This window comes from Herbiconiux liukaitaii (assembly GCF_041927495.1).
Taxonomy (GTDB): Bacteria; Actinomycetota; Actinomycetes; order Actinomycetales; family Microbacteriaceae; genus Herbiconiux; species Herbiconiux liukaitaii.
Window position 1 is genome coordinate 162204 of the sequence record NZ_JBHFHG010000004.1, and the last position, 23816, is coordinate 186019.

Below are 23816 nucleotides of genomic sequence, written 5' to 3' on the forward strand. Positions count from 1 at the left end.
CCGTGACCCGAGAACTCAAACGCGTGAGCGTCGTCGTCTTCCTCATGTTCGCGGCCCTGTTCGTGTCGACCACGATCATCCAGTTCTTCCAGGCGGGCAACCTCGACGACGACGCCAGGAACGCCAGGGCGATCTACGCGGGCTACGACACCGAGCGCGGCGCGATCCTCGTCGACGGCCAGCCCGTGGCGGTCTCGGTGCCCACGAACGACGAGTTCAAGTACCAGCGCACCTACCCCTCCGGCCCGCTCTACAGCGCGGTCACCGGGTACTACACGCTCGACCAGGGGTCGACCCAGATCGAGCAATCGCTCAACGACTACCTCTCCGGCACGAGCGAGTCGCAGTTCCTCGACTACCTCAACCGGCTCGTCACCGGGCAGAACCCGCAGGGCGCCTCGGTCGAGCTCACGATCGATCCCGTCATCCAGCAGGCCGCCTACGATGCGCTCGGCGACCAGCGGGGCGCCGTCGTGGCCATCGAGCCCTCCACCGGCAAGATCCTGGCCATGGTCTCGAAGCCCGACTACGACCCCAACACCCTCGCGGTGCACGACACGCAGCAGGTCATCGACACCTATGACACGCTGCTCGCGGCCGACGGCGATCCGCTCATCAACAAGTCCATCAACGCGCTGTACCCCCCTGGGTCGACCTTCAAGGTGGTCACCACCGCGGCGGCGCTGCAGAACGCGGGGCTCCCGGTCGACCATGCCGAGCCCAACCTCGCGCGTCTCCCCCTGCCCGGCAGCAGCAACACCGTGAGCAACGCGGGCGGCGGCACGTGCGGCGGGGGCGACTCCACCACCATCGCCACCGCCTTCGTGCTCTCGTGCAACATCCCGATGGCCGAACTGGGCATCGAGATCGGCGAGTCGGCTCTCGGCGACATGGCGAACGCCTTCGGCTTCGGTGCCGAGCTGTCGGTGCCCATGGATGTCTCGCCGAGCGAGTACCCGCGCGGTCTCGACGACGCCCAGGTGGCGCTCTCGGCCTTCGGCCAGGGCAGCGACGTGGCCACTCCGCTGCAGATCGCCATGCTCTCCGCCGCGGTCGCGAACGGCGGAACGCTCATGACCCCCACCCTCGTCGACGAGATCAGGGCACCGGATCTGAGCGTGCTCGAGAGCTTCGAAGCCGAGGAGTTCAGCACGCCGCTGAGTTCTATAACAGCTTCGACACTTTCGTCGCTCATGGTCGAGGCAGTCGATTCCGGCGCGGCGACTAATGCAAGAATAGATGGGGTCAGTGTGGCCGGTAAGACCGGCACTGCGGAGAACGGGGAAGGCGATCCCTACACGCTGTGGTTCACCGGTTTCGCGCCGGCGGACAACCCACGGATCGCCGTCGCGGTGGTCGTGGAAGATGGCGGTGGATTGGGTCAATCCGGTTCAGGCAACGAAGTGGCCGCACCGATCGCACAACGAGTACTAGAGGCGGGCTTGAGTAGATGAGACCCACAGCAGGGGTGACTTTCGGGGGTCGGTACGAGCTGTCCAGCCGTATCGCCATCGGAGGCATGGGAGAGGTCTGGCAGGCCACCGATCTGGTGATCGGGCGCACTGTCGCCATCAAGATCCTCAAAGACGAGTACCTCGGCGATCCCGGGTTCCTCGAGCGCTTCCGCGCCGAGGCCCGCCACGCCGCTCTCGTCAACCACGAGGGCATCGCCAACGTCTTCGACTACGGCGAGGAGGAGGGCAGCGCCTACCTCGTCATGGAGCTCGTGCCCGGTGAGGCGCTCTCCACCATCCTCGAGCGGGAGCACGTGCTCTCGACGGATCGAGTGCTCGACATCGTGGCCCAGACCGCGCTCGCCCTGCAGGCCGCGCACGCCGCCGGCCTCGTGCACCGCGACATCAAGCCGGGCAACCTGCTCATCACGCCGGACGGCCGGGTCAAGATCACCGACTTCGGCATCGCCCGCATCGCCGACCAGGTGCCCCTCACGGCCACCGGTCAGGTCATGGGCACGGTGCAGTACCTCTCGCCCGAGCAGGCCAGCGGTCAGCCGGCCTCGCCCACCACCGACATCTACTCGCTCGGCATCGTGGCCTACGAGTGCCTCGCGGGCAAGCGTCCGTTCACGGGCGAGTCGCAGGTCGCCATCGCGATGGCGCAGATCAACGAGACCCCGCCCGACCTGCCCGTCACGGTCGCCGAGCCGGTGCGCAACCTCGTGCTCTCGTGCATCGCCAAGAAGCCGGACGACCGGCCCACCTCCACGGGCGCCCTCGCGCGCGCCGCCATGGCGCTCCGCCGGGGCGACATCGCCTCCGCCGCGGCCGCCGTGCCCGCCGTTCTCGGCAACGAGCCGCTGCCGCCCACCATGGCGACCTCGCTCATGCCGGCCCCGGGTTCCACCACCCAGGCCACCCAGCTGCTCTCCACCCCGGGGGCCGCGAGTGCCGCTCCCGCCATCCCGGCGGGGCAGCCGCTCGTCGAGACCGTCGACGAGGACGTCGAGCCCAAGAAGCGCAGCCCGTGGACCTGGCCGCTCATCGTGCTCATCATCATCCTCGGGCTCGTGCTCGTGGGCACCATCGTGGCCCTCGTGGTGCAGTCGAGCGGCGGCAGCGCGCCCGCCACCACGACGCCCGCCACGCAGACCACCCCCACCACCACACCTACGAGCTCCACGCCGACGCCCACACCGACGTCGAACACCGTCGTGGTCTCCGAGGCCGACCTCCGCGGCAAGTCGTTCGACGACGCGGCGGCCATCCTGTCGCAGCAGGGCCTCAGCGCCGCACGCATCGTCGGCAACGCCGCCCCCACGGCCGACCAGGTCGACTTCGTCTACCAGGCCACCCCGGTGGGCAACGTACCGAAGGGCGAAACGGTCGAGCTCACTGTCTACGGCGATGTCATCGTGCCCGACGCACCCACGAGCGCTCCCGTGGGCGGAACCGGAGTGAGCAGCGGCACCGTCGCCCCCGGCGGGGTCTTCGTCGTCAACTGGACGTCGTACAGCTGCCCGTCAGGCACCACGCTCGACACCTACTCGGTGGAGTCCACCAACGCGACCGTCACGATCGCGCCGGGCACGAGCAACTCGGCCACCCTGCAGGCACCCACCGAACCGGGCGCCACGATCGAGATCAAGTACAACGTCACGTGCTCCGGCTCGGCCTCCGGCTTCTCGCCGGCTCTGAGCATCACGACCACCACACCGGCGCCTACGCCGGCTCCGACCGACACGCCCGCGCAGTGACCGACGACAACCGCCTGCTCGCCGGAAGGTATCGCCTCGGCGAGCTCATCGGCCGCGGCGGCATGTCCAACGTCTACTCGGGCCGTGACGAGCGGCTGGGTCGACAGGTGGCCATCAAGCTGCTCAAGTCGTCGCTCGCCGGGGATCCGATCTTCCGCACGCGGTTCCGTCAGGAGGCGCAGGCCGCCTCGCGCATGGCGCACCCCACCATCGTGCGCGTGTTCGACGCGGGCGAGGAGCGCGTGGCCGAGGCCGGCGGCTTCGAGGGCGTCGTGCCCTTCATCGTCATGGAGTTCGTGGAGGGCAAGCTCCTCAAAGACCTGATCCGCGAGGGCCCCGTCGACTCGGCCGAGGCCATCCGAATCACCGAGGGCATCCTCACCGCGCTCGAGTACTCGCACCGCGCAGGTGTCGTGCACCGCGACATCAAGCCGGGCAACGTCATGGTCACCCATGGCGGCCAGGTGAAGGTCATGGACTTCGGCATCGCCCGCGCCATCTCCGATTCCTCGGCCACGGTGGCGCAGACCACCGCCATCCTCGGCACCGCCCAGTACTTCTCGCCCGAGCAGGCTCGTGGCGAGTCGGTCGACGCGCGCACCGACCTCTACTCCACCGGAGTGGTGCTCTTCGAGATGCTCACGGGTGAGCCGCCGTTCAAGGGCGAGACCCCGGTGGCGGTGGCGTACCAGCACGTCAGCGAGATGCCCGTCGCTCCCTCGAGCATCAATCCCCTCGTCTCGCCGGCCATCGACCAGGTCGTGCTGCACGCCCTCGCCAAGGACCGCTTCGCGCGCTTCCAGAGCGCCGTGGAGTTCCGTGCCGATCTCGAGATCGCCGGGGCGGGCAAGATCCCGTCGAAGCGCCTGCCGGCCGACGACTTCCAGTCCTCCCTCTTCGGCGCACCGCCGAGCCTCGCGCAGGGGTCCGAGTCCGCTCTCACCCAGCTCGCCGGAGACGACGAGTACTCGGTGCGCACGCAGTCCAGGCCTCCCGTGGTCTGGATCTGGGCGGGCATCGCCTCGGTCGCCGTCATCCTCGTGGCGATCGTGTTCTGGGTGCTCACCCTGCAGCCGAGCGACGAGCTGCCGTCGATGTCGCGCGAGGTGCCCACCATGACGGGGCAGAGCTTCGACGCCGCCGACGCCACGCTGCAGCAGCTCGACCTGGTCACGGCGCGCTACGACGTCTACCACGACACGATCCCCGAGGGCCAGGTCATCGACACCGATCCCCCCTCCGGCACCATCGTGGGCCCCGAGACCGTCATCGAGGTGCGCGTCTCGCTCGGCCGACAGAGCGTGCCCGTGCCCGCTCTGCAGGGTCAGGCGCTCGAGCAGGCCACCACCGCTCTCACCTCGGCGGGCTTCGTGGTGGGTCAGACGATCGTGGAGAACTCCCCCGACGTGCCGCCCAACGTGGTCATCCGCACGGATCCCGCCGGTGCGGTCGATGCGTTCCGGGGCGACACCATCGACCTCGTGGTGTCGAGCGGTCTCGTGTCGGTTCCGGATGTCGCGGGTCAGCCGATCGACGTCGCGGCCGCCACTCTCACCGACACCGCTCGACTGCAGGTGCGCGTGGAACAGGATCCGGGGTGCCCGCAGCAGCCCGCCAATCCCGTCTCGTCGCAGTCGATCGCCGAGGGCGACGCGGCTCAGGGCTCCGAGATCGTCATCCGGTACTGCACCGGCGTCTGATCATAGGCCCGCGGCCCGCTGTCTGAGGTCAGCGGTGGGCGGTGGGCGTTAGACGGCTCGGAGCAGCGGGCTGAGCACTGAGGCCTTCGCCGGCGCATCCTCGAGCCCGGCCACGGCGAGCCAGTTGCCGAGCATCGTGTAGCCGCCCTCGGTGAGCACAGACTCGGGGTGGAACTGCACGCCGTAGACAGGCGACTCCACGTGCCGGAGGCCCATGATCACGCCGCCCTCGGTGCGCGCGTTCACCACGAGGCTCTCGGGCACGGTGCCGTCGACCACGGCGAGCGAGTGGTACCTCGTGGCGGTGAAGCCATCGGCCACACCCTCGTAGAAGGGGCTCGAATCGTGACGGATGACCGAGGTCTTGCCGTGCATGAGCTCTTCGGCGTTCGTGACCGTGGCGCCCATGGCCTCGGCGATGGCCTGGTGGCCGAGGCACACCCCGAGCAGCGGAGTGCCGCTCTCGAGAGCCGCGAAGACGACCGGGATGGAGACGCCGGCGTCGGAGGGCTTGCCGGGACCGGGCGAGAGCAGCACCGCGTCGTACTCGGCGATGGTGGCCGCGGCGTCGGCGGCTTCGAACGAGTCGTTGCGCACCACGTCCGTCTCGGCACCCAGCTGCTGCAGGTAGCCGTTCAGCGTGTAGACGAAGCTGTCGTAGTTGTCGACGACCAGAACCCTGGTCATTCGCCCACCGTCACGTCCTGCGCGGGCGTGGTGAGGTCGTCGATCCACGGGAAGACCCAGGTCGAGAGCGCGAAGAGCACGGCTGCGAGCAGCACGATCACGATCAGGATGCGAACCCACAACGGTCCGGGCAGAATGCCCCACAAGGCTGCGTACATCGGTCAGGCTCCCACGATCGCGGCGATCTCGGCGGGTGCGCCGACCGATCGCGGTGTCCAGTCGGTCAGCACTCCGTAGGCGATGATGCGCTCGGAGGCGATGTAGAGGGGGTTGCAGCTCGTGAGCGTGATGAGACGGTCGACGGGCGTCGCATCCGGCACCTGGGGAACGGGGTCGATCACGCCGACGCCGAAGGGGGTCACGTACTCCGAGCTGCGGTAGGTGTAGGTGTACCAGCCGTCCTGCGTCTCGATGTAGACCTTGTCGCCCACCTGGAGCTCGTTGATCTTGAGGAACGGGCTGCCCCAGCCGTCGCGGTGCGCGGCGATGGCGAAGTTGCCCACCTCGCCCGGCATCTGCGAGTTGGAGTAGTGCCCGGCCCCGCCGTTGTTGAGCACGGCCCTGGGGTCGACGCCCTCGGCGATGGTCTTCTTGAAGTCGGCACCGAAGCGCGGCACGTACATCACGGCGAAGCTCTCGGTGTTCTCCACGGCGCCCATGACCGGCGGTTCGCCGTAGGGGAACGTGGGCGCGACCGAGCCGGGATCGGCGGGGGTCGTGGCCACCGGGGTCTCGACGGGGGCGGCGGGGTCGGAGGTGGCCCAGTCGGCGGCGAGGTTGTTCGCATCCGACGCCTGCTGGTTGTTGAGCATGATGCCGTTGATCGAGAACTGCCAACCGAGGAAGAGCAGCACGAGCACGCCGGCCGTGATCAGCAGTTCGCCGAACACACCCACCACGCGGGAGCCCACGCTGCGCTTCTTGCGCCGCGGGCGGCGGAGCGGCGCCTGCTCGGCGGCCGCCTTGTCGGCCGGGTCGGCAGTGGTCGATTCATCGCCTTCGGCCGTGAGGGCCGCGAAAGGATCGTCGTCCTGCTGCTCGGTCATGGCTCAATCCTAGGATGTGCTGGCTGGGGAGCCGCCCCGAGTGTCCTGGCCTGTGGAGAACCCGTGGAGAATGCAGCGCTCGAGACCGTTAGAATCATCGGCATGGCTCGAGACAAAGAAACTTCGACGGACGTCGCCCGCCGCGCACGAGAGGTGCAGCGCTCGAACCGCGACGACTCGTCGGAGAACAAGCCCAACCCGGTGTGGTTCAAGCCGGTGATGTTCGGCTTCATGCTGGTCGGTCTTCTCTGGATCATCGTGTTCTACGTCAGCCAGGGCCTGTTCCCCATCCCCGATCTCGGCAGCTGGAACATCCTCATCGGCTTCGGCATCGCGTTCGTGGGCTTCATCATGACCACCCGCTGGCGCTGACCCGGGGAATTACACCTCTGTAATTATCCCCAGTGTGGAAACTCCTGTGGATAAATCCACAGCTGTGGACAAGGCTGTGGAGAACCGGTCTCAGGTGAGCGCGGGATTGATCGCCGGGATCAGCACGGCGGCAGCGGCGGTCACCGCGATCAGAGCCACGGCGACCGTGCTCACGAGCACGATCTGCTGCCTCTTCTTGCGGATGGCCCGCGTGCGCACGTAGACGAGCGCAACGAGGGCCCCGACCACGAGCCCACCCACGTGCGCCTGCCACGAGATGCCCGGCACGACGAAGCCGTACACCAGGTTGATGCCGAGGAGCACGACCAGCTGCACGCTGCTCCCGCCCAGGTACCGGTTGATCACGAAGAACGCGCCCATGAGGCCGAAGATCGCACCCGAGGCGCCCACGACGGCCTGCGTCGGGGAGTCGAGCAGCAGCACGGCCACGGATCCGCCGAATCCGGAGATCAGGTAGAGCGCGATGTACCGCAAGCGGCCGAGCGACCGCTCGAGCATGCTGCCGAAGATGAACAGCGTGTACATGTTCAGGATCACGTGGAAGATGCCGCCGTGCACGAACGCGGCCGTGATCATTCGCCACGGCTCGAACGGCACACCGGGCAGCGGCATCACGTAGAGCGGAGCGAACTGCAGGGCGGAGGTGACCGTGCCGCCGATGACGGGCAGCGACTGCAGCACGAACACCACGAAGCAGAGCGCGATGATCGAGTACGTCACCACGGGCGCCTCGGCACCCGTGAGGTTGCGGAGGAATGCCGGGCGACCGCGCTTGACCTTGGGGGCCTCGCGCCGGTCGCGCGCGGCGCACTCGACGCAATGCACTCCCACGGCCGCCTGCACCGAGCACTCGGGGCACACGGTGCGACCGCACCGCTGGCACAGGATGTAGCTCTGGCGGCCAGGGTGGCGGTAGCAGAAGTTGTCGGAGGATCCCGGCGCAGTCGTCATGGGCGGATCAGCGAGGTGGGTGCGTGATCAGGTGGCGCCGGAGCGTCAGACCGCCTCGATGGTGACGCTCTCGAGCACGACCTCGTCGAGCGGACGGTCGTAGGCGTCGGTGGCGATGCCGGCGAGCTTGTCGACGATGCGCTTGGAGGCGTCGTCGGCCACGGCGCCGAAGATGGTGTGCTTGCCCTGCAGCCACGTGGTGGGGCCGACGGTGATGAAGAACTGCGAACCGTTGGTGCCCTTGCCACCCTGCACGCCGGCGTTGGCCATGGCGAGGATGTAGGGCTCGGTGAAGTCGAGTTCGGGGTTGATCTCGTCGTCGAACTTGAAGCCGGGGCCGCCGGTGCCGTTGCCCAGGGGGTCGCCGCCCTGGATCATGAAGCCGGGGATGATGCGGTGGAAGACGCTGCCGTCGTAGAGGGCCGCGGTGGTGGGCTTGCCGCTCTTCGGGTCGGTCCACTCGAGTTCACCCGTGGCGAGGCCGACGAAGTTCTTGACGGTCTTGGGGGCGTGGTGACCGTAGAGGTTCACCACGATCGGGCCGTGGTTGGTGGTGAGTGTGGCGACATGCGTGTGTACGGGCATGGTCTCGATTCTGTCACACCGCCCATGCCCTTCCAGTGAAGGTCCAGGGTATGTGGAGTGGATGGTCAGTGCCATGAACTACTCCCCCGGGGTGATGCGTGCCAAGATGAAGTCATCCGTGCTCTCGATGGAGGTTTCCTATGAGTCTTTCCCGCAAGCGCCGCAAAGCGCTCAAGCGACTGAGGGGGACGGCAGAAGGCCTGTGGGCTGACCAGCAAGATGTGGTCGACCGCGCCAACGCCATCCTCCGTGAGGCCGCCAAGCAGGCGAGCTTCCTCACCGACGAAGAGGTCAGGCCTCGCGTCAAGTCCGCTGTCGGCTCGGTCGCTCCGACCGTCAGCCGCAAGGTGGCCGAGGTGAAGGTGGCCGGCGAGACCGTCAAGCGCCAGTTCACCACCGACGTGCTGCCCGCTCTGGCCGGCACCATCGGCTCCGCCGCCGCCGTGCTGCAGTCGAAGAACAACCCCGAGCTGCTCAAGCAGGCCGGCAAGAAGGCCGGCAAGGCCGCCAAGGCCCTGCAGAAGCAGGCTCCCCGCTCCACGGGCTCGAAGGTGGGCCTCGCGTTCGTCATCAGCCTCGGTGTGGTGACCGCCGCGGGCGTGGGCTACGCGCTCTGGCAGACCCTCCGCGCCGACGACGAGCTGTGGATCGCCGACGAAGACCCCGAGCCCGAGACCAACCCCGAGAGCTGATCTCGCCGCTCGAACGAAGAAGCCCCGCACCAGTAGGTGCGGGGCTTCTTTCATGTGGATCGGGTGGAGCCTGGGAGAATCGAACTCCCGACATCCTGCTTGCAAAGCAGGCGCTCTACCAACTGAGCTAAGGCCCCGGGAGGTGAACTCCTGGGCAGTAATCGTGGTGGGGTTACAAGGACTTGAACCTTGGACCTCTTCGTTATCAGCGAAGCGCTCTAACCGCCTGAGCTATAACCCCGTTTTTTGACCAGAGTCGAGACTACCGTACGGAAGCCCCGTTCTGCCAATCGGCTACTTGTTGGTGAAGCCGAGCATGATGCCGCCGGTGATCCGCACGGCCAAGTTGTAGAGCGCAGCGCCGATCGCGCCCAGGGCGGTGATGACGATGACGTTGAGCACGCCCACGACCACCGAGAAGCCCATCACCTGCGGGAGCGACGCGAAGTCGAACAGGTCGAAGTTGTTGGCGCCCGCGATGTCCTGCAGCAGCGTGTTGACCGAGTCGAACACACCCGTCTGGTTGAGCACCGACCACACGAGGAAGCTGGCGACCACGGTCACGATGCCGAGGATGATCGCGAGGAGGAAGGAGATCTTCAGCACCGACCAGAAGTCGATGTACACGAGCTTGAGTCGAACCTGCTTCGTGGTGGCGACGCGCGCCGTCTTCTTCGCGAATTTGTCGCCGAGGTTACTCATCCGTCGTTACGTCCTCTCCAGGAGCGGCACTCTCTTCGAGCTCGGCCACCAGGTTGCGTTCGGTGTTCTTCGCCACCGCGATGATGCGATCGTCGTCCGCGAAGCGAGCGAAGACCACGCCCATCGTGTCGCGTCCCTTGGCCGGTACTTCGGCCACGGCAGAGCGTACCACCTTGCCGCTGGCAAGAACCACAAGCACCTCGTCGTCCTCGCCGACGATGAGCGAGCCGATCAGATCGCCCCGCGCATCCTGCAGCTTGGCGACCTTGATGCCGAGTCCGCCACGCCCCTGCACGCGGTATTCCTCCACCGAGGTGCGCTTGGCATAGCCGCCTTCGGTCACCACGAACACGAAGCCCTCGTCCGAGACCACGTTGGCGCCCTGCAGCGCGTCGTCGTCGCGGAACTTCATGCCGATGACACCCGAGGTGGCCCGACCCATGGGTCGGAGCGCCTCGTCGGTGGCCGTGAAGCGGATGGACATGCCCTTCTTGGAGACCAGCAGGAGGTCGCTGTCCTCCTCCACGAGCAGGGCGGAGACGAGCGCGTCGTCGTCGCGCAGGTTGATGGCGATGATGCCGCCGGAGCGGTTCGTGTCGTACTCGGTGAGCGCGGTCTTCTTGAGCAGGCCGTCGCGGGTGGCCAGCACGAGGTACCTGGCCACCTGGTAGTCGCGGATGTCGAGGATCTGCGTGATCTGCTCGTCGGGTGCGAGCGCGAGCAGATTGGCCACGTGCTGGCCCTTCGCGTCGCGACCGGCCTCCTGCAGCTCGTAGGCCTTGGCGCGGTAGACGCGGCCCCTGTCGGTGAAGAACAGCAGCCAGTGGTGCGTGGTGGTCACGAAGAAGTGCTCCACCACGTCGTCGGCACGCAGCTGCGCGCCCTTCACGCCCTTGCCGCCCCTGTGCTGGCTGCGGTAGTTGTCGCTCCGCGTGCGCTTGACGTAGCCGCCGCGCGTGACGGTGACCACCATCTCCTCCTCGGGGATGAGGTCTTCCATGTTCATGTCGCCGTCGAAGCCGAACATGATCTCGGTGCGCCGGTCGTCGCCGAACTTGTCGGCGATCTCGCTGAGCTCCTCGATGATGATCTCGCGCTGACGCGTGGGCGAGGCGAGGATGGCGTTGTACTCGTCGATCTTCAGCTGGAGCTCTTCGGCCTCCTGCTGGATCTTCTGGCGCTCGAGGGCGGCCAGGCGGCGCAGCTGCAGCTCGAGGATGGCGCGGGACTGCAGCTCGTCGATCGAGAGCAGCTCCATGAGGCCGTCGCGGGCCTCCTCCACGGTGGGCGAGCGGCGGATGAGCGCGATGACCTCGTCGAGCGCATCGAGGGCGGCGAGGTAGCCGCGCAGGATGTGCATGCGGGCCTCGGCCTCGCGCAGGCGGAACTGCGTACGCCGCACGATGACGTCGATCTGGTGCGCGACCCACTCGGTGATGAAGCCGTCGAGCGGGAGGGTGCGCGGGATGCCGTCGACGATCGCGAGCATGTTGGCGCCGAAGTTGTCCTGCAGCTGCGTGTGCTTGTAGAGGTTGTTGAGCACGACCTTCGCCACGGCGTCGCGCTTGAGCACGATCACGAGGCGCTGGCCGGTGCGGCCGGACGTCTCGTCGCGGATGTCGGCGATGCCGGCGAGCTTGCCGTCCTTCACGAGGTCGGCGATCTTGATGGCGAGGTTGTCGGGGTTCACCTGGTACGGCAGCTCGGTGACCACGAGGCACGTGCGGCCCTGCAGCTCCTCGACGTTCACGACGGCGCGCATGGTGATGGAGCCGCGGCCGGTGCGGTACGCATCCTGGATGCCCTTGGTGCCGAGCACCTGGGCGCCGGTGGGGAAGTCGGGGCCCTTGATGCGCTCCATGAGCGCCTCGAGGAGCTCTTCGCGGTCCGCATCCGGGTGCTCGAGGAACCAGATGGCTCCGGAGGCGACCTCGCGCAGGTTGTGCGGCGGGATGTTGGTGGCCATGCCCACCGCGATGCCCACCGAGCCGTTGACCAGCAGGTTGGGGAAGCGCGCGGGCAGCACGACGGGCTCGAGGGTGCGGCCGTCGTAGTTGTCCTGGAAGTCGACGGTCTCTTCCTGGATGTCGCGCACCATCTCGAGCGCGAGCGGGGCCATCTTGGTCTCGGTGTACCGGGGGGCTGCGGCGCCGTCGTTGCCGGCGGAACCGAAGTTGCCCTGGCCGAGGGCCAGCGGGTAGCGCAGGCTCCAGGGCTGGATGAGTCGCACGAGCGCGTCGTAGATGGAGGAGTCGCCGTGCGGGTGGAACTGGCCCATGACCTCGCCGACCACGCGGGCCGACTTCGAGAACGCGCGGTCGGGGCGGTAGCCGCCGTCGTACATCGCGTAGATCACGCGGCGGTGCACGGGCTTGAGCCCGTCGCGCACGTCGGGGAGGGCGCGCCCCACGATCACGCTCATGGCGTAGTCGAGGTAGGAGCGCTGCATCTCGAGCTGCAGGTCGACCTGCTCGATGCGGTCGTGCGTGGGGGGAGTCGGTTCGTCTGTCATGGGTCAGGTATCAGTCTCTGTAGGAGCGAGGCTCAGATGTCGAGGAAGCGAACGTCTTTGGCGTTCTTCTGGATGAAGTTGCGGCGCGATTCGACGTCCTCACCCATGAGGGTGGAGAAGATCTCGTCGGCGGCGGCCGCGTCGTCCAGGGTGATCTGGCGCAGGGTCCTCGTGTCGGGGTCCATCGTGGTGTCCCAGAGCTCGCGGTAGTCCATCTCGCCGAGACCCTTGTAGCGCTGGATCCCGTTGTCCTTCGGGATGCGCTTGCCCGCGGCCTGGCCGTCGACGAGCAGCGCGTCGCGCTCGGCGTCGGAGTAGACGTACTCGTGCGGGGAGTTCGACCACTTGAGGCGGTAGAGCGGCGGCATGGCGAGGTACACGTAGCCGAGCTCGATGAGCGGCCGCATGTAGCGGAACACGAGGGTGAGCAGCAGCGTCGTGATGTGCTGGCCGTCGACGTCGGCGTCGGCCATGAGCACGATCTTGTGGTACCTGGCCTTCTCGGGGTTGAAGTCCTCCCCGATGCCGGCGCCGAAGGCCGTGATCATGGCCTGCACCTCGGCGTTGCCGAGAGCGCGGTCGAGCCTGGCCTTCTCCACGTTGAGGATCTTGCCGCGGAGCGGGAGGATCGCCTGGGTCTCGGGGTTCCGGCCCTGGATGGCGGAGCCGCCGGCCGAGTCGCCCTCCACGATGAAGATCTCGCTCCTGGCGGGGTCGCGGCTCGAGCAGTCCTTGAGCTTGCCCGGCATGCCGCCGCCCTCGAGCAGGCCCTTGCGCCTGGTCTGCTCGCGCGCCTTGCGGGCGGCGAGACGGGCCTGGGATGCCTGGATCGCCTTGCGGATGATGTCGCGCGCCTGCGCGGGGTTGCGCTCGAACCAGTCGGTGAGCTCGGTGCCCACGACCCGCTGCACGAACGCCTTCGCCTCGGTGTTGCCGAGCTTGGTCTTCGTCTGACCCTCGAACTGCGGTTCGGCGAGCTTGATCGAGATCACCGCGGTGAGACCCTCGCGCACGTCGTCGCCGGAGAGGTTGTCATCCTTCTCCTTGATGATGCCCTTCTCGCGCGCGTACTTGTTGACGAGAGTGGTGAGTGCGGCGCGGAAGCCCTCTTCGTGGGTGCCGCCCTCGTGCGTGTTGATGGTGTTGGCGTAGGTGTGGACGCTCTCGGTGTAGCCCGTGGTCCACTGCATCGCCACCTCGAGTGCGATCCTGCGCTCGGTGTCCTCCTGCTCGAACGAGATGATCTCGTCGTTCACGAGGTCGGCCTTCTTCGAGCGGTTGAGGTAGGCCACGTAGTCCTTGAGGCCGTTCTCGTAGAGGTAGGTGACCGTGGTCTCCTCCTCTTCTCCCGTGTCGCCGCCGCGCTCGTCGGTGAGCTTGATGGCGAGGCCCTTGTTGAGGAAGGCCATCTGCTGGAACCGGGCGCGGAGGGTCTCGTAGTCGAACTCGACGGTCTCGAAGATCTCCTTGTTCGGCCAGAAGGTGATGCGGGTGCCGCGCTCGGTGGTCGACTCCCCCTTCTCCAGGGGGGCCTGGGGCACACCGATCTTGTAGCTCTGGCGGTAGACGCTGCCCTGGCGGCGCACCTCCACGTCGAGCTCGCTGCTCAGAGCGTTGACGACGGAGGATCCCACACCGTGCAGACCACCCGAGACGGCGTAGCCGCCACCGCCGAACTTGCCGCCGGCGTGCAGGATCGTGAGCACGACCTCGACGGTCGACTTCTTCTCGATGGGGTGGATGTCGACGGGGATGCCTCGACCGTCGTCGGTGACGGTGATCCCTCCGTCGCGGCGCATGACGATCTCGATGTGCGTGGCGTAGCCCGCGAGCGCCTCGTCGACGGAGTTGTCGACGATCTCGTACACAAGGTGGTGCAGTCCTCTGGGGCCCGTCGATCCGATGTACATACCCGGGCGCTTGCGCACCGCTTCGAGACCTTCAAGAACCTGGATCTGGTCCGCGCCGTACTCGTTGTCAGGGTGGACCTTGTCCGATTCAGACATATGAAATGTGCTCCTTGGTGTCGTGCCCACCGGCCTGGCAAGACGACCCTTAATTCTATCAAACCCGGGGGGCGATTCGACGCTCATATGCCCCGCTGTGGACTTTATTTCAGGCCCGTGACCACATTTGCCCTGCTAACCGTAGGTATCGCGAGGACCACGCCCTGGAATCGATCTGGAGCCCCGTTTCCAGGAAGGAGCGTGGGGGGCTTCGAAGCGGATGGACTCGATGCCCGCCTCGGGGAACCGCTGAGCGATCGTCGTCATGATCAGCACTCGCATGTGGCGGAGCTGCGTGGCCCACGCGGTGGAGTCGCACTGCACCGTGAGCACCGAGTCGGTGATGCCCGTCGGGGTCGAGTGCTCTGCGGTCTCGGGGCCCGCGATCTCGGACCAGGCGAGCAGCAGATCCGACTTCGCGAGCGACGAGGTCCAACCCAGCTCGGACTCGAGGTTCGACATGACGTCGCCGAGCCCCTTCGGATCGCGGCCGAGGCCGTACGGCACACTCGCCTCGTCGTCTCCCCTGGCGCGCGACTTCTTCTGCCGCCACCTCGCCGCTCGCGATGACGGGTCGCCGAACGCCGCCTTGAGGCGGAGGTAGACGTCCTGCGATTCGGTCATGAGAGGGTCTCGACGATCGTTCCGGCTTCGATCCGCACGGTGTGGGCGGTGAGCACCTCGGGCACGTCTTCGAGCACGGCGGCCGTGATGAGCACCTGCTGGTAGTCCTTCACCGCATCCGCGAGCCTCCCCCGGCGCCGTTGGTCGAGTTCGGCGAACACGTCGTCGAGGATCACGATCGGGTCGCCTGTCGACGAGTCGGCGCGCAGCAGCTCGGCCGAGGCGAGTTTGAGCGCGAGGGCGAACGACCACGATTCACCGTGGCTCGCGTAGCCCTTGGCCGGCAGGCCGTTGAGACGCAGCAGCAGGTCGTCGCGGTGCGGGCCCACCAGGGTGATGCCCCGGTCGCGCTCGGCGCGGGCGACGCGTTCGAGGGCGGCGCGGAAGGCCTCGGCGAGCTCCGAGCGGCCGATCGCGAGGCGCGGACCGGCCTCCGCGGTGGCATCCGGATCGTCATCGGTCTCGGGATGCGCGGCGAGGATGCTCAGCACCGGATCGAGAGCGGGCTCCTGGTCCGAGCCGGCCACCGTCTGGTAGGCCGAGCGCACGAACGGTTCGAGAGCGGCCACGAGCGCGAGCCGTTCGGCCATGATCTCGGCGCCGAGCTCGACCAGTCGCTCGTTCCACAGCTCGAGGGTCGAGAGCTTCTCGGTCTTGAGACCCGAGGCCCTGGCCGACTTGAGCAGGGCGTTCCGCTGCTTCAGCACCCGCTCGTAGTCGGCGAAGACCCCGAACAGTCGCGGCGACCGGGCACCGAGGAGCGCGTCGAGGAACCGGCGCCTCGTCGACGGCTCTCCGCGCACGAGGGCGAGATCCTCCGGCGCGAACAGCACCGTCGAGACGTAACGAGGCAGCTCGCGGGGCTTCACCGCCGAGCGGTTCACCTGGGCGCGGTTCGCGGCCGAGCGGTTGAGCTGCAGCTCCACGAGCAGCTCGCGGCCCTCGTGCTCGAGCCTCGCCCGCACGATGGCCGCATCCTGGCCCGCCCGGATCAGCGCCTGGTCTGTCGAGACCCGGTGCGATCCGAGCGTGGCGAGGTAGCCGAGCGACTCCACCAGATTGGTCTTGCCCTGTCCGTTCCGCCCCACGAAGAGGTTGGCCCCGGGTTCGAGGGCGACCTCGGCCACCGCGTAGTTGCGGAAGTCGGTGAGGCTGAGGTGACGGACGATCAAGCGGAGAGGAGGTCAGTCCAGCTCTTTGACCGCGTGGCCGCCGAACTGGTTGCGGAGGGCGGCGACGGCCTTCATGGAGGGCGAGTCGTCTTGACGCGAGACGAAGCGGGCGAAGATCGACGCGCTGATGGCGGGCATCGGCACGGCGTTCTCGATGGCCTCCTCGAGGGTCCATCGGCCTTCGCCGGAATCCTCGACGTAGCCCTGGATGTCGTGGAACTCGGGGTCGGCCTCGAGAGCGCGCACGAGCAGCTCGAGCAGCCAGGAGCGCACGACCGTGCCGCGCTGCCAGGCCTTGAACGTGCCGGTGACATCCTTGATGATGTCCTTCTTCGCGTCGAGCAGCTCGTAGCCCTCCGCGTAGGACTGCATGATGCCGTACTCGATGCCGTTGTGCACCATCTTCGCGTAGTGGCCGGCGCCGACCTCGCCCACGTGCACGAAGCCCTCGGCGCGGGGACCCTCTGGACGCAGTGCGTCGAAGACGGGCATGGCGCGCTCCACGTTCTCCGCGGTGCCGCCCACCATGAGGCCGTAGCCGTTCTCGAGGCCCCAGACGCCGCCCGAGACGCCGACGTCCATGAACTGGATGCCCTTGGGGGCGAGCAGCTCGGAGTGCTTGAAGTCCTCGGTGAACTTGGAGTTGCCGCCGTCGATGATGAGGTCGCCCTCGTCGAGCACGGCGGAGAGATCGTGGATGACGCTGTCGGTGATCTCACCCGCCGGCACCATGACCCACACGATGCGGGGAGCGGGAAGCGCCGCCGCGAGGGCTGCGAGATCGGCGACGTCGCTCACGGCGGGGTTGGTGTCGTAGCCCACCACGTCGATCCCGGCCTTCTTCAGGCGGGAGCGCATGTTGTTGCCCATCTTGCCCAGGCCGATGAGTCCGATGTTCATGACGTCTCCTTGAGGTGTTGTCAACGCAGCAGCAGGTTGGGCTGCAGCAGGTACTTGTAGTCGTCCGACCCCGGCTGATCCTTCGACGACTGGCTGGTGATGAGCACCGGACCGGGCTTGTTGGGATTGTCGGTCTTGGTGAACGAGATGCGCACGAACTCCGAGTGCACGGCGCTCAGGCCGTCGAGCAGGAACTGCGGCTTGAGCGACACCACGGTGTCGGTGCCGGTGAGCAGCGCGTCGATCGACTCGGAGGCCTGGGCCTGCTCGGAGCCGATGGCCTCGAGGGTCACTCCGTCGATCGTGAACGTGAAGCGCAGCGCGGCCTCGCGCTCGAGCACGAGGCTCACGCGCTTGGTGGCCTCGATGAGGTCTGCGGTGTTGATGACGGCGTAGTTGTCGACGCTCTCGGGGAACAGGCGCTTCACCGGGGGGAAGTTGCCCTTGATGAGCAGGGTCGTGACGGTCTTCTTGTCGCTCTTGAAGGCGATCAGCTCGCGGTCGTCGGTGTTGGTGATGGCCACCGAGATGGTTCCCGCGTTGCCGAAGGTCTTGCCGACCTCCTGCAGGGTGCGTGCCGGCACGAGGGCGGTGGCGCTCGTGGTGCCGGAGTCGTTCGAGTCCCAGTCGATGTTGCGCACGGCCACGCGGTAGCGGTCGGTGGCCACGAGCGAGATGCTGTTCTCGGTGACCTCGAGCTGCACACCCGTGATGACGGGGGTCACGTCGTCGCGCGAGGCGGCGACCGCGACCTGCGCCACGGCGGCGGCGAACTGGTCCGCCGGCAGCAGACCCGACTCGGCTCCCACCTTCGGGAGGGTCGGGTACTCCTCGACCGGCATGCTCAGGAGGGTGAACCGCGCGGAGCCGCAGCTCACCACGATGCGGCCGTCTTCGGTGCTGAAGCGCACGGGGGCGTTGGGCAGGCGGTTCGCGATGTCGGAGAGCAGCCGGCCGGAGACGAGGATGACACCCGGCTCCTCGATGTCGGCGGCGATCTGCGTCTGCGCCGAGACCTCGTAGTCGAACGACGAGAGGGTGAGACCGTCGTCGGTCGCCTGGATCAGCACACCGCTCAGGATCGGCAGGGTCGTGCGCTGGGGCAGGAGCTTGACGGCGAACGACACCGCTTCGCTGAAGACGTCTCGGTTTACTTGGAACTTCACGAAGTCACCTCTGTCGGCATTGGAGACCATGGGGTCGGTTCATGCTATCGGGTGCGGCGTGCTCGCTCCGATGTGTCATTTTCGACAAGGTTGTCGGATGTCATTCTTAAATGGATTAATTCATTAACGTTCTTAACCGCTGTGGATATGTGGATAAGTCTGTTTAAACCGCGCGGTCTGTGAGAACTACAACCGTGTGACTTGTTGGCGGCGTGTGAATGCTCTGTTGACGGCGACCTCGAGGCGCTGAACGAGAAATGAACCATTCCACACGCGGAGGCGACAGTTCAACATTAAAGAGCCGGTTCTCCACATCGTTTGCACAATCTGTGGATAACCGGCTCCGGAACCGCTCAGGCGTGGGGATCAGGCGCTCTTGTAGCGCTGGTTGTGCTTGATCCGGTTCGAGATCTCGGTGACCTGGTTGTAGATCGAGCGCTTCTCGGTCATGAGCTTGCCGATCTTGTTGTTGGCGTACATCACCGTGGTGTGGTCGCGCCCGCCGAACAGCTGGCCGATCTTCGGCAGCGACAGGCTCGTCATCTCGCGGCACAGGTACATGGCGATCTGGCGGGCCGTGGCGATGGCCTGCGAGCGGCTCGATCCGTAGAGATCGTCGACCGAGAGCTTGAAGTACTCCGCGGTGTGATTGATGATGTCGACCGGCGCGATGATGTTGTCGTCATCGAGGGTGATGAGGTCCTTCAGCACCGTCTGCACGAGCGCCATGTCGACCGGTGTGCGGTTGAGGCTCGCGAACGCGGTGACGCGGATGAGGGTGCCCTCGAGCTCGCGCACGTTGCTCGAGACCTTCGTGGCCATGAACTCGAGGATGTCGTCGGGCACCCGGAGCCGCTCGCTCTGCGCCTTCTTGCGGAGGATGGCGATGCGGGTCTCGAGGTCGGGGGTCTGCACGTCGGTGATGAGGCCCCACTCGAAGCGGGTGCGCATGCGATCCTCGAAGCCCGTGAGGTGCTTCGGCGGCAGGTCGGAGGTGATGACGACCTGCTTGTTGTGGTCGTGCAGCGTGTTGAAGGTGTGGAAGAACGCCTCCTGCGTCTCCGCCTTGCCCTGCAGGAACTGGATGTCGTCGATCAGCAGCAGGTCGATGTCTCGGTAGCGGGAGTGGAAGGCCGCCCCGCGGTTGTTGGCGATCGAGTTGATGAAGTCGTTGGTGAACTCCTCCGAGCTCACGTAGCGCACGCGCACCCCGGGATAGAGGCTCATGGCGTAGTGGCCGATGGCGTGCAGCAGGTGGGTCTTGCCGAGGCCGGAGTCGCCGTAGATGAAGAGGGGGTTGTAGGCCTTCGCCGGCGCCTCGGCCACGGCCACGGCGGCCGCGTGGGCGAAGCGGTTGGAGCCGCCGATCACGAAGTTGTCGAAGCTGTACTTGGGGTTGAGCCGGGTGTCGTTGTTGCGGAGGGGCCCCACGGTCTCCTGAACGGGCGGGGCCACGGACTCGCCGTACTTCAACTCGCCGTACTTGAGCTCGGGGAAGGAGGACTCGACGTAGCCGGCGCCCTGGCCTGCACCCACGCCGACTCCGGCACCCACGACGACGTTCTGTTCTGCTGTGGAGGAGTCACCGAGCGGGGACGAGTCGTACGCATCGACGTCGGGGTTGACCACCACGGAGAAGTTGGTGACGGCGAGACGCGGGTCGAGCGTGGCGAGGGCGGCGAGCAGCGCCGGGCGCACGCGCTGCTCGAGCATGTCGCGCGTGAAGTCGTTGGGGACCTCGAGGTAGAACGAGCCGCCGAGGATACCCTTCGGCACCACGAGGCCGAGGAAGCCTCTCAACTGCGGGGTGATCCGCTCGTCTGCCGCGAGCACCTGGAGAACGACCCGCCAGTTGTCTTCCGTCGAACCGGCGTCCTCTGCCAATGGAACTCCTGTCGAACCTGCATTGCTGTCGGACCGATCGGTCTGACCTCGTAACCGCTGCGCCCCCACCGGCTGTTAGTAACTGTAGGCACCTAAGCTAGTGACTGCCATGGCAGAGGGCAAGTTCGCTGTATTGACGGTGTGCGTGTCGCTCACAGGCATTCTCCACAGTCTGTGGATAATTGATCCTTTGTGCCCGTGGGTTTGACCCCGAGCGCTTCAGGCCGTAGTTTTAATCAGTTGACTTGTGGCGATCTGCCACGCCCCCTACTTGCGACGGCCATCCGCTGCTTCCGGCAGCGGGATCGTCCGTCGAATACCGGAGAAGATCATGAGCAAAAGAACGTTCCAGCCGAACAACCGTCGTCGCGCCAAGGTGCACGGTTTCCGTCTGCGCATGCGCACCCGCGCAGGCCGTTCGATCCTCGCGGCCCGTCGCCGCAAGGGCCGCACCGAGCTCTCCGCGTAGACCTCCACCCCGAGCGGTGCTGGCCAAACGCAATCGCATCACGCACGGCCGTGACTACAGAGGCACGGTCCGCCGCGGTGCGAAGTTCGTGGGCCCCCACACCGTGACCTACATTCGCGCATCCGATGACTCGTCGTCGGATGCGCGTTTCGGGTTCATCGTCACGAAAGCGGTTGGTGTGGCCGTCGTGCGCAATCGCGTGCGCCGGCGACTGAAGGCAGCATCGTTCGCCCTGCTGCCGGGGATCACGCCCGGCGTCGACGTCGTGGTGCGCGTGCTACCCCAAGCTGCATCCCAGCCTTACGGCGTACTCTTCGAAGAACTCTCGCGCTCACTCACCAAAGGATCCGTACTCGCATGATGTCGACGGTGACTGCCGCGACTGCTCCGGTGATGCCCGCGTGGGTGGTGATGGTGCTGCTCGTACCGCGCAACATCGCCGTCGTGCTGCTCCGAGGGTACCGAGCCGTCATCTCTCCTCTCTATGGAGATGTCTGCCGCTACTACCCCTCGTGCTCCTCCTATACATTGCAGGCGATCCAGCAGCGCGGTCTCGTGGCGGGCACCGGGCTCGGCATCTACCGCATCGCGCGCTGCCACCCCTGGGCCAAGGGCGGCGTCGATGACCCGCCCCTCCCCCGCCGTCAGAAGTACCGGCTGACGCCCTTCGGTTTCGTCGTACCCGCAAGCAGCCACGGAAAGGGCTAGCCCCACACATGGAAATCCCCTTCATCGATACGATCCTCTGGCCCATCAAATGGGTCGTGGAGCTGATCCTCGTGGCGTGGCACTGGCTCTTCACCGCCGTCGGACTCGACCCGGCAGCAGGTCTGACCTGGGTGCTGTCGATCGTCGGGCTCGTGATCGTGGTGCGTGCGGCGCTGATCCCCATCTTCGTGCGCCAGATCAAGAGTCAACGCAAGATGCTCGAGGTGGCCCCTCAACTCAAGAAGATCCAGGACAAGTACAAAGGCAAGAAGGATCAGTTCTCCCGCGAGGCGATGTCGCGCGAGACCATGGAGCTGTACCGCAAGACGGGCACCAATCCGCTCGCCTCCTGCCTGCCTCTGCTGCTGCAGATGCCAATCTTCTTCAGCCTCTTCTCGGTGCTCAACAACGCCCAGCGCGGCCTCGCCGGTGTGGGTCCCCTCGATGCGACCCTCGGCAAGCAGTTCGGTGACGCCACGCTCTTCGGTGTCGCTCCCCTGCACGACACCTTCATCGGTGCGTGGAACTCGGGCGGACCGTGGCAGGTCATGCTCATCGCCGGCCTCATGGTCGTGCTCATGACAGCTTCGCAGTTCTACACCCAGCTGCAGATCATGTCGAAGAACCAGTCGCCCGAGGCCAAAGAGAGCCCGATGTACAAGCAGCAGCGCATCCTGCTGTACCTGCTCCCCCTCGTGTTCGTCTTCTCCGGTGTGGCCTTCCCGCTCGGCGTCATGTTCTACTGGCTCACCTCGAACTTCTGGACCATGGGTCAGCAGTTCCTCGTCATCCGCAACATGCCCACTCCCGGCAGCGAGGCAGCGAAGGCCCGTGAGGCCCGCCTCGCCAAGAAGGGCAAGCTCGAGCCCAAGAAGGGTGCTCCGGCGATCGATGAGATCCCCGAGCCGCCGAAGCCGACGCAGCGCCAGCAGCCCGTGAACAAGAACCGGGCGAAGAAGCAAGGGGGAAAGAAATGAGCAACGACGTGACGCAGAGTGATGTGGCGCAGGATGGTTCGGCACAGGCCGGTGTGGTGCAGGGCGGTGTTGTGGACGGCGACGTGATCGTGGTGGACGAGGTCGATGACCTGACCGACGCGACCGACCTCACGGACGGGGCCGACGTCGAGGGTGCGGTCGATGGCGACAGCTCCTCCCCCGCTTCGGGTGTCGACGAGGGCGACGTGGCTGCCGACTACATCGAGGAGCTTCTCGACATCTGCGACCTCGATGGAGACATCGACATCGAGGTGACGGATGGTCGCGCGTACATCTCGGTGAACGCGTCGGGCGACAGCAACCTGCGGGTGCTCTCGCGCCCCGACACGGTGGCCGCTCTGCAGGAGCTCACCCGACTGGCCGTGCAGACGAGCACGGGCGAGTTCTCGCGGCTGATCCTCGACGTGGGTGGAAGCCGTGAGCGGCGCCAGCGCGAGCTCGAGACCCTCGTCGATGCCGCAGTGGCCGAGCTCGACGCCGGGGCTGCTAAGGCGGCCCTGGAGGCCATGTCGTCGTACGAGCGCAAGCTCGTGCACGACATCGTGGCTGAGCGTGGTCTCGTCTCGGAGTCCGAGGGCGAAGGTCGCGATCGCCACACCGTCATCTCCCGCGGGTAGCCTCCGTGGAGCAGCAGACGGAGAACGCGGATGTTTCACGTGAAACATCCGCACCGGCCGAGGAGCACGATGAAGCTCCCGAGGCGGAGCCGGCGGTAGCAGAGACCGTCTTCGGGGACCGCATCGACCTTGCACGTGCCTTCACCGACGATCTCATCCGGCGCGGGGAAGAGCTGGGGCTCATCGGCCCCCTTGAACTCCCCCGCATCTGGAGTCGCCACATCGTGAACTGTGCGGTGGTGGCTCCCCTGCTGCGCCCCGGTCTCGTGGGTGACATCGGCAGCGGCGCGGGATTGCCGGGCATCGTGCTGGGCATCGCCCGCCCCGACGTGACGTTCGTGCTCGTGGAGCCGATGGAGCGCCGTGTCGCGTGGCTCGACGAGCAGGTTGACTTGCTGGGCCTCACGAACGTGTCTGTGGTGCGGGCCCGTGCCGAGGAGTTCAGCCCCGAGCCCAAGCTCGATCAGGTCACCGCACGCGCCGTGAGTGCGTTCGGCAAGCTGATCCCCATGTGTGCGCCTCTCCTCCGCCCCGGCGGCGAGATGGTGCTCATGAAGGGTGCCGGCGCCGCCAAAGAGATCGGCGCCGCGGAGAAGGCCATCCGCAAGTACAAGCTGCAGAACGTCTCTGTCATCGAGCTCGGTGCAGATCTGGGCGTGGATGTCACGCGCGTCATCACCGCGCGCGTACCGTCCTGATCCTGCGGCCCCTCCCCCACGGGTGGGGGCGCTCGTGTCCTCGCTGTCAGTGTTGTTCGGTACGATCGAAGTCGTCCGTTCGGGCTGTGCAT

24 protein-coding genes and 2 tRNA genes are annotated in these 23816 nt (G+C 66.6%); 11 read left to right on the plus strand and 15 right to left on the minus strand.

The window, feature by feature from the left end:
* The first annotated feature begins 2 nt into the window (after nucleotides 1-2).
* The 3 genes from ACEXQC_RS08415 to pknB are packed head-to-tail and all read left to right on the plus strand — an operon-like array spanning nucleotide 3 to nucleotide 4914.
* Nucleotides 3-1454, plus strand: a complete 1452-nt coding sequence (locus tag ACEXQC_RS08415) for a peptidoglycan D,D-transpeptidase FtsI family protein (protein ID WP_374820403.1) — start codon at nucleotides 3-5, stop codon at nucleotides 1452-1454.
* Entirely contained in the window at nucleotides 1451-3214 is a 1764-nt protein-coding gene (locus tag ACEXQC_RS08420) for a serine/threonine-protein kinase (RefSeq protein WP_374820405.1), read from the plus strand. Before ACEXQC_RS08415 ends, ACEXQC_RS08420 begins: the two co-directional genes overlap by 4 nt.
* A complete protein-coding gene (pknB, locus tag ACEXQC_RS08425; protein ID WP_374820407.1) occupies nucleotides 3211-4914 on the plus strand; it encodes a Stk1 family PASTA domain-containing Ser/Thr kinase in 1704 nt (567 codons plus the stop codon). The genes ACEXQC_RS08420 and pknB overlap by 4 nt, the downstream gene beginning before the upstream one ends.
* 48 nt (nucleotides 4915-4962) lie before the next feature.
* On the opposite strand, the gene ACEXQC_RS08430 is transcribed toward pknB, so the two are convergent.
* From ACEXQC_RS08430 to ACEXQC_RS08440, 3 genes are read right to left on the minus strand one after another with little or no spacing between them, the layout of a single operon-like run.
* The gene (locus tag ACEXQC_RS08430; protein ID WP_374820409.1) at nucleotides 4963-5601 is read right to left on the minus strand and encodes an anthranilate synthase component II; all 639 of its coding nucleotides are present in this window, start codon (nucleotides 5599-5601) and stop codon (nucleotides 4963-4965) included.
* Entirely contained in the window at nucleotides 5598-5759 is a 162-nt protein-coding gene (locus tag ACEXQC_RS08435) for a hypothetical protein (RefSeq protein ID WP_374820411.1), read from the minus strand. The genes ACEXQC_RS08430 and ACEXQC_RS08435 overlap by 4 nt, the downstream gene beginning before the upstream one ends.
* A gap of 3 nt (nucleotides 5760-5762) precedes the next feature.
* Nucleotides 5763-6647 carry a class E sortase gene (locus tag ACEXQC_RS08440; RefSeq protein ID WP_374820413.1) on the minus strand — a complete coding sequence of 295 codons (885 nt, stop codon included), beginning with the start codon at nucleotides 6645-6647 and terminating at the stop codon, nucleotides 5763-5765.
* Between the two features lie 102 nt (nucleotides 6648-6749).
* Here ACEXQC_RS08440 and ACEXQC_RS08445 point away from each other — a divergent pair, with 102 nt between their 5' ends.
* The gene (locus tag ACEXQC_RS08445) at nucleotides 6750-7019 is read left to right on the plus strand and encodes a cell division protein CrgA (protein WP_374820415.1); all 270 of its coding nucleotides are present in this window, start codon (nucleotides 6750-6752) and stop codon (nucleotides 7017-7019) included.
* A 90-nt stretch (nucleotides 7020-7109) separates the two neighbouring features.
* Here ACEXQC_RS08445 and ACEXQC_RS08450 read toward each other — a convergent pair whose 3' ends face one another.
* Both ACEXQC_RS08450 and ACEXQC_RS08455 read right to left on the minus strand, forming a co-directional pair.
* A complete protein-coding gene (locus tag ACEXQC_RS08450) occupies nucleotides 7110-7991 on the minus strand; it encodes a rhomboid family intramembrane serine protease (RefSeq protein ID WP_374820417.1) in 882 nt (293 codons plus the stop codon).
* Between the two features lie 45 nt (nucleotides 7992-8036).
* Nucleotides 8037-8576 (minus strand): peptidylprolyl isomerase, encoded by a 540-nt coding sequence (locus ACEXQC_RS08455; protein WP_374820419.1) that lies wholly within the window; start codon nucleotides 8574-8576, stop codon nucleotides 8037-8039.
* Between the two features lie 140 nt (nucleotides 8577-8716).
* Between ACEXQC_RS08455 and ACEXQC_RS08460 the strand changes: the two genes are divergently transcribed.
* Nucleotides 8717-9268, plus strand: a complete 552-nt coding sequence (locus tag ACEXQC_RS08460; protein ID WP_374820421.1) for a hypothetical protein — start codon at nucleotides 8717-8719, stop codon at nucleotides 9266-9268.
* A 64-nt stretch (nucleotides 9269-9332) separates the two neighbouring features.
* On the opposite strand, the gene ACEXQC_RS08465 is transcribed toward ACEXQC_RS08460, so the two are convergent.
* The 10 genes from ACEXQC_RS08465 to dnaA form a co-directional block, all read right to left on the minus strand.
* A tRNA-Ala gene (locus ACEXQC_RS08465) sits at nucleotides 9333-9405 on the minus strand.
* Between the two features lie 27 nt (nucleotides 9406-9432).
* Nucleotides 9433-9509, minus strand: a tRNA-Ile gene (locus tag ACEXQC_RS08470).
* Nucleotides 9510-9562: 53 nt separating this feature from the next.
* Nucleotides 9563-9970 (minus strand): DUF3566 domain-containing protein, encoded by a 408-nt coding sequence (locus ACEXQC_RS08475; protein ID WP_259525605.1) that lies wholly within the window; start codon nucleotides 9968-9970, stop codon nucleotides 9563-9565.
* Nucleotides 9963-12482 (minus strand): DNA gyrase subunit A, encoded by a 2520-nt coding sequence (gene gyrA, locus ACEXQC_RS08480; RefSeq protein ID WP_374820424.1) that lies wholly within the window; start codon nucleotides 12480-12482, stop codon nucleotides 9963-9965. The genes ACEXQC_RS08475 and gyrA overlap by 8 nt, the downstream gene beginning before the upstream one ends.
* Nucleotides 12483-12514: 32 nt before the next feature.
* A complete protein-coding gene (gene gyrB, locus ACEXQC_RS08485; RefSeq protein ID WP_374820426.1) occupies nucleotides 12515-14488 on the minus strand; it encodes a DNA topoisomerase (ATP-hydrolyzing) subunit B in 1974 nt (657 codons plus the stop codon).
* Nucleotides 14489-14623: 135 nt separating this feature from the next.
* A complete protein-coding gene (locus tag ACEXQC_RS08490) occupies nucleotides 14624-15112 on the minus strand; it encodes a DciA family protein (RefSeq protein WP_374820428.1) in 489 nt (162 codons plus the stop codon).
* On the minus strand, nucleotides 15109-16284 hold the full coding sequence (gene recF, locus ACEXQC_RS08495) for a DNA replication/repair protein RecF (protein WP_374820430.1): 1176 nt from the start codon (nucleotides 16282-16284) through the stop codon (nucleotides 15109-15111). Before recF ends, ACEXQC_RS08490 begins: the two co-directional genes overlap by 4 nt.
* Nucleotides 16285-16296: 12 nt before the next feature.
* Nucleotides 16297-17184, minus strand: a complete 888-nt coding sequence (gene gnd / locus ACEXQC_RS08500; RefSeq protein WP_374820432.1) for a phosphogluconate dehydrogenase (NAD(+)-dependent, decarboxylating) — start codon at nucleotides 17182-17184, stop codon at nucleotides 16297-16299.
* Nucleotides 17185-17204: 20 nt separating this feature from the next.
* Complete coding sequence (gene dnaN, locus ACEXQC_RS08505) at nucleotides 17205-18350, minus strand: DNA polymerase III subunit beta (RefSeq protein ID WP_374820434.1); 1146 nt, start codon at nucleotides 18348-18350, stop codon at nucleotides 17205-17207.
* A 366-nt stretch (nucleotides 18351-18716) separates the two neighbouring features.
* On the minus strand, nucleotides 18717-20303 hold the full coding sequence (dnaA, locus tag ACEXQC_RS08510) for a chromosomal replication initiator protein DnaA (protein ID WP_374820436.1): 1587 nt from the start codon (nucleotides 20301-20303) through the stop codon (nucleotides 18717-18719).
* A gap of 262 nt (nucleotides 20304-20565) precedes the next feature.
* On the opposite strand from dnaA, the gene rpmH reads away from it, so the two are divergent.
* The 6 genes from rpmH (at nucleotide 20566) to rsmG (ending at nucleotide 23724) form a co-directional block, all read left to right on the plus strand.
* Nucleotides 20566-20703: a 50S ribosomal protein L34 gene (rpmH, locus tag ACEXQC_RS08515; protein ID WP_055823896.1), complete on the plus strand. Its 138-nt coding sequence runs from the start codon at nucleotides 20566-20568 to the stop codon at nucleotides 20701-20703.
* Nucleotides 20704-20719: 16 nt separating this feature from the next.
* Nucleotides 20720-21064 carry a ribonuclease P protein component gene (rnpA, locus tag ACEXQC_RS08520; protein WP_374820439.1) on the plus strand — a complete coding sequence of 115 codons (345 nt, stop codon included), beginning with the start codon at nucleotides 20720-20722 and terminating at the stop codon, nucleotides 21062-21064.
* Nucleotides 21064-21411, plus strand: a complete 348-nt coding sequence (yidD, locus tag ACEXQC_RS08525; RefSeq protein WP_374822012.1) for a membrane protein insertion efficiency factor YidD — start codon at nucleotides 21064-21066, stop codon at nucleotides 21409-21411. The genes rnpA and yidD overlap by 1 nt, the downstream gene beginning before the upstream one ends.
* 14 nt (nucleotides 21412-21425) lie before the next feature.
* Nucleotides 21426-22388 carry a membrane protein insertase YidC gene (gene yidC, locus ACEXQC_RS08530; protein ID WP_374822014.1) on the plus strand — a complete coding sequence of 321 codons (963 nt, stop codon included), beginning with the start codon at nucleotides 21426-21428 and terminating at the stop codon, nucleotides 22386-22388.
* 110 nt (nucleotides 22389-22498) lie between these two features.
* Nucleotides 22499-23026, plus strand: a complete 528-nt coding sequence (locus tag ACEXQC_RS08535; protein WP_374822017.1) for a Jag family protein — start codon at nucleotides 22499-22501, stop codon at nucleotides 23024-23026.
* Between the two features lie 122 nt (nucleotides 23027-23148).
* The gene (gene rsmG, locus ACEXQC_RS08540) at nucleotides 23149-23724 is read left to right on the plus strand and encodes a 16S rRNA (guanine(527)-N(7))-methyltransferase RsmG (protein WP_374822020.1); all 576 of its coding nucleotides are present in this window, start codon (nucleotides 23149-23151) and stop codon (nucleotides 23722-23724) included.
* The last annotated feature ends 92 nt before the right edge of the window (nucleotides 23725-23816 follow it).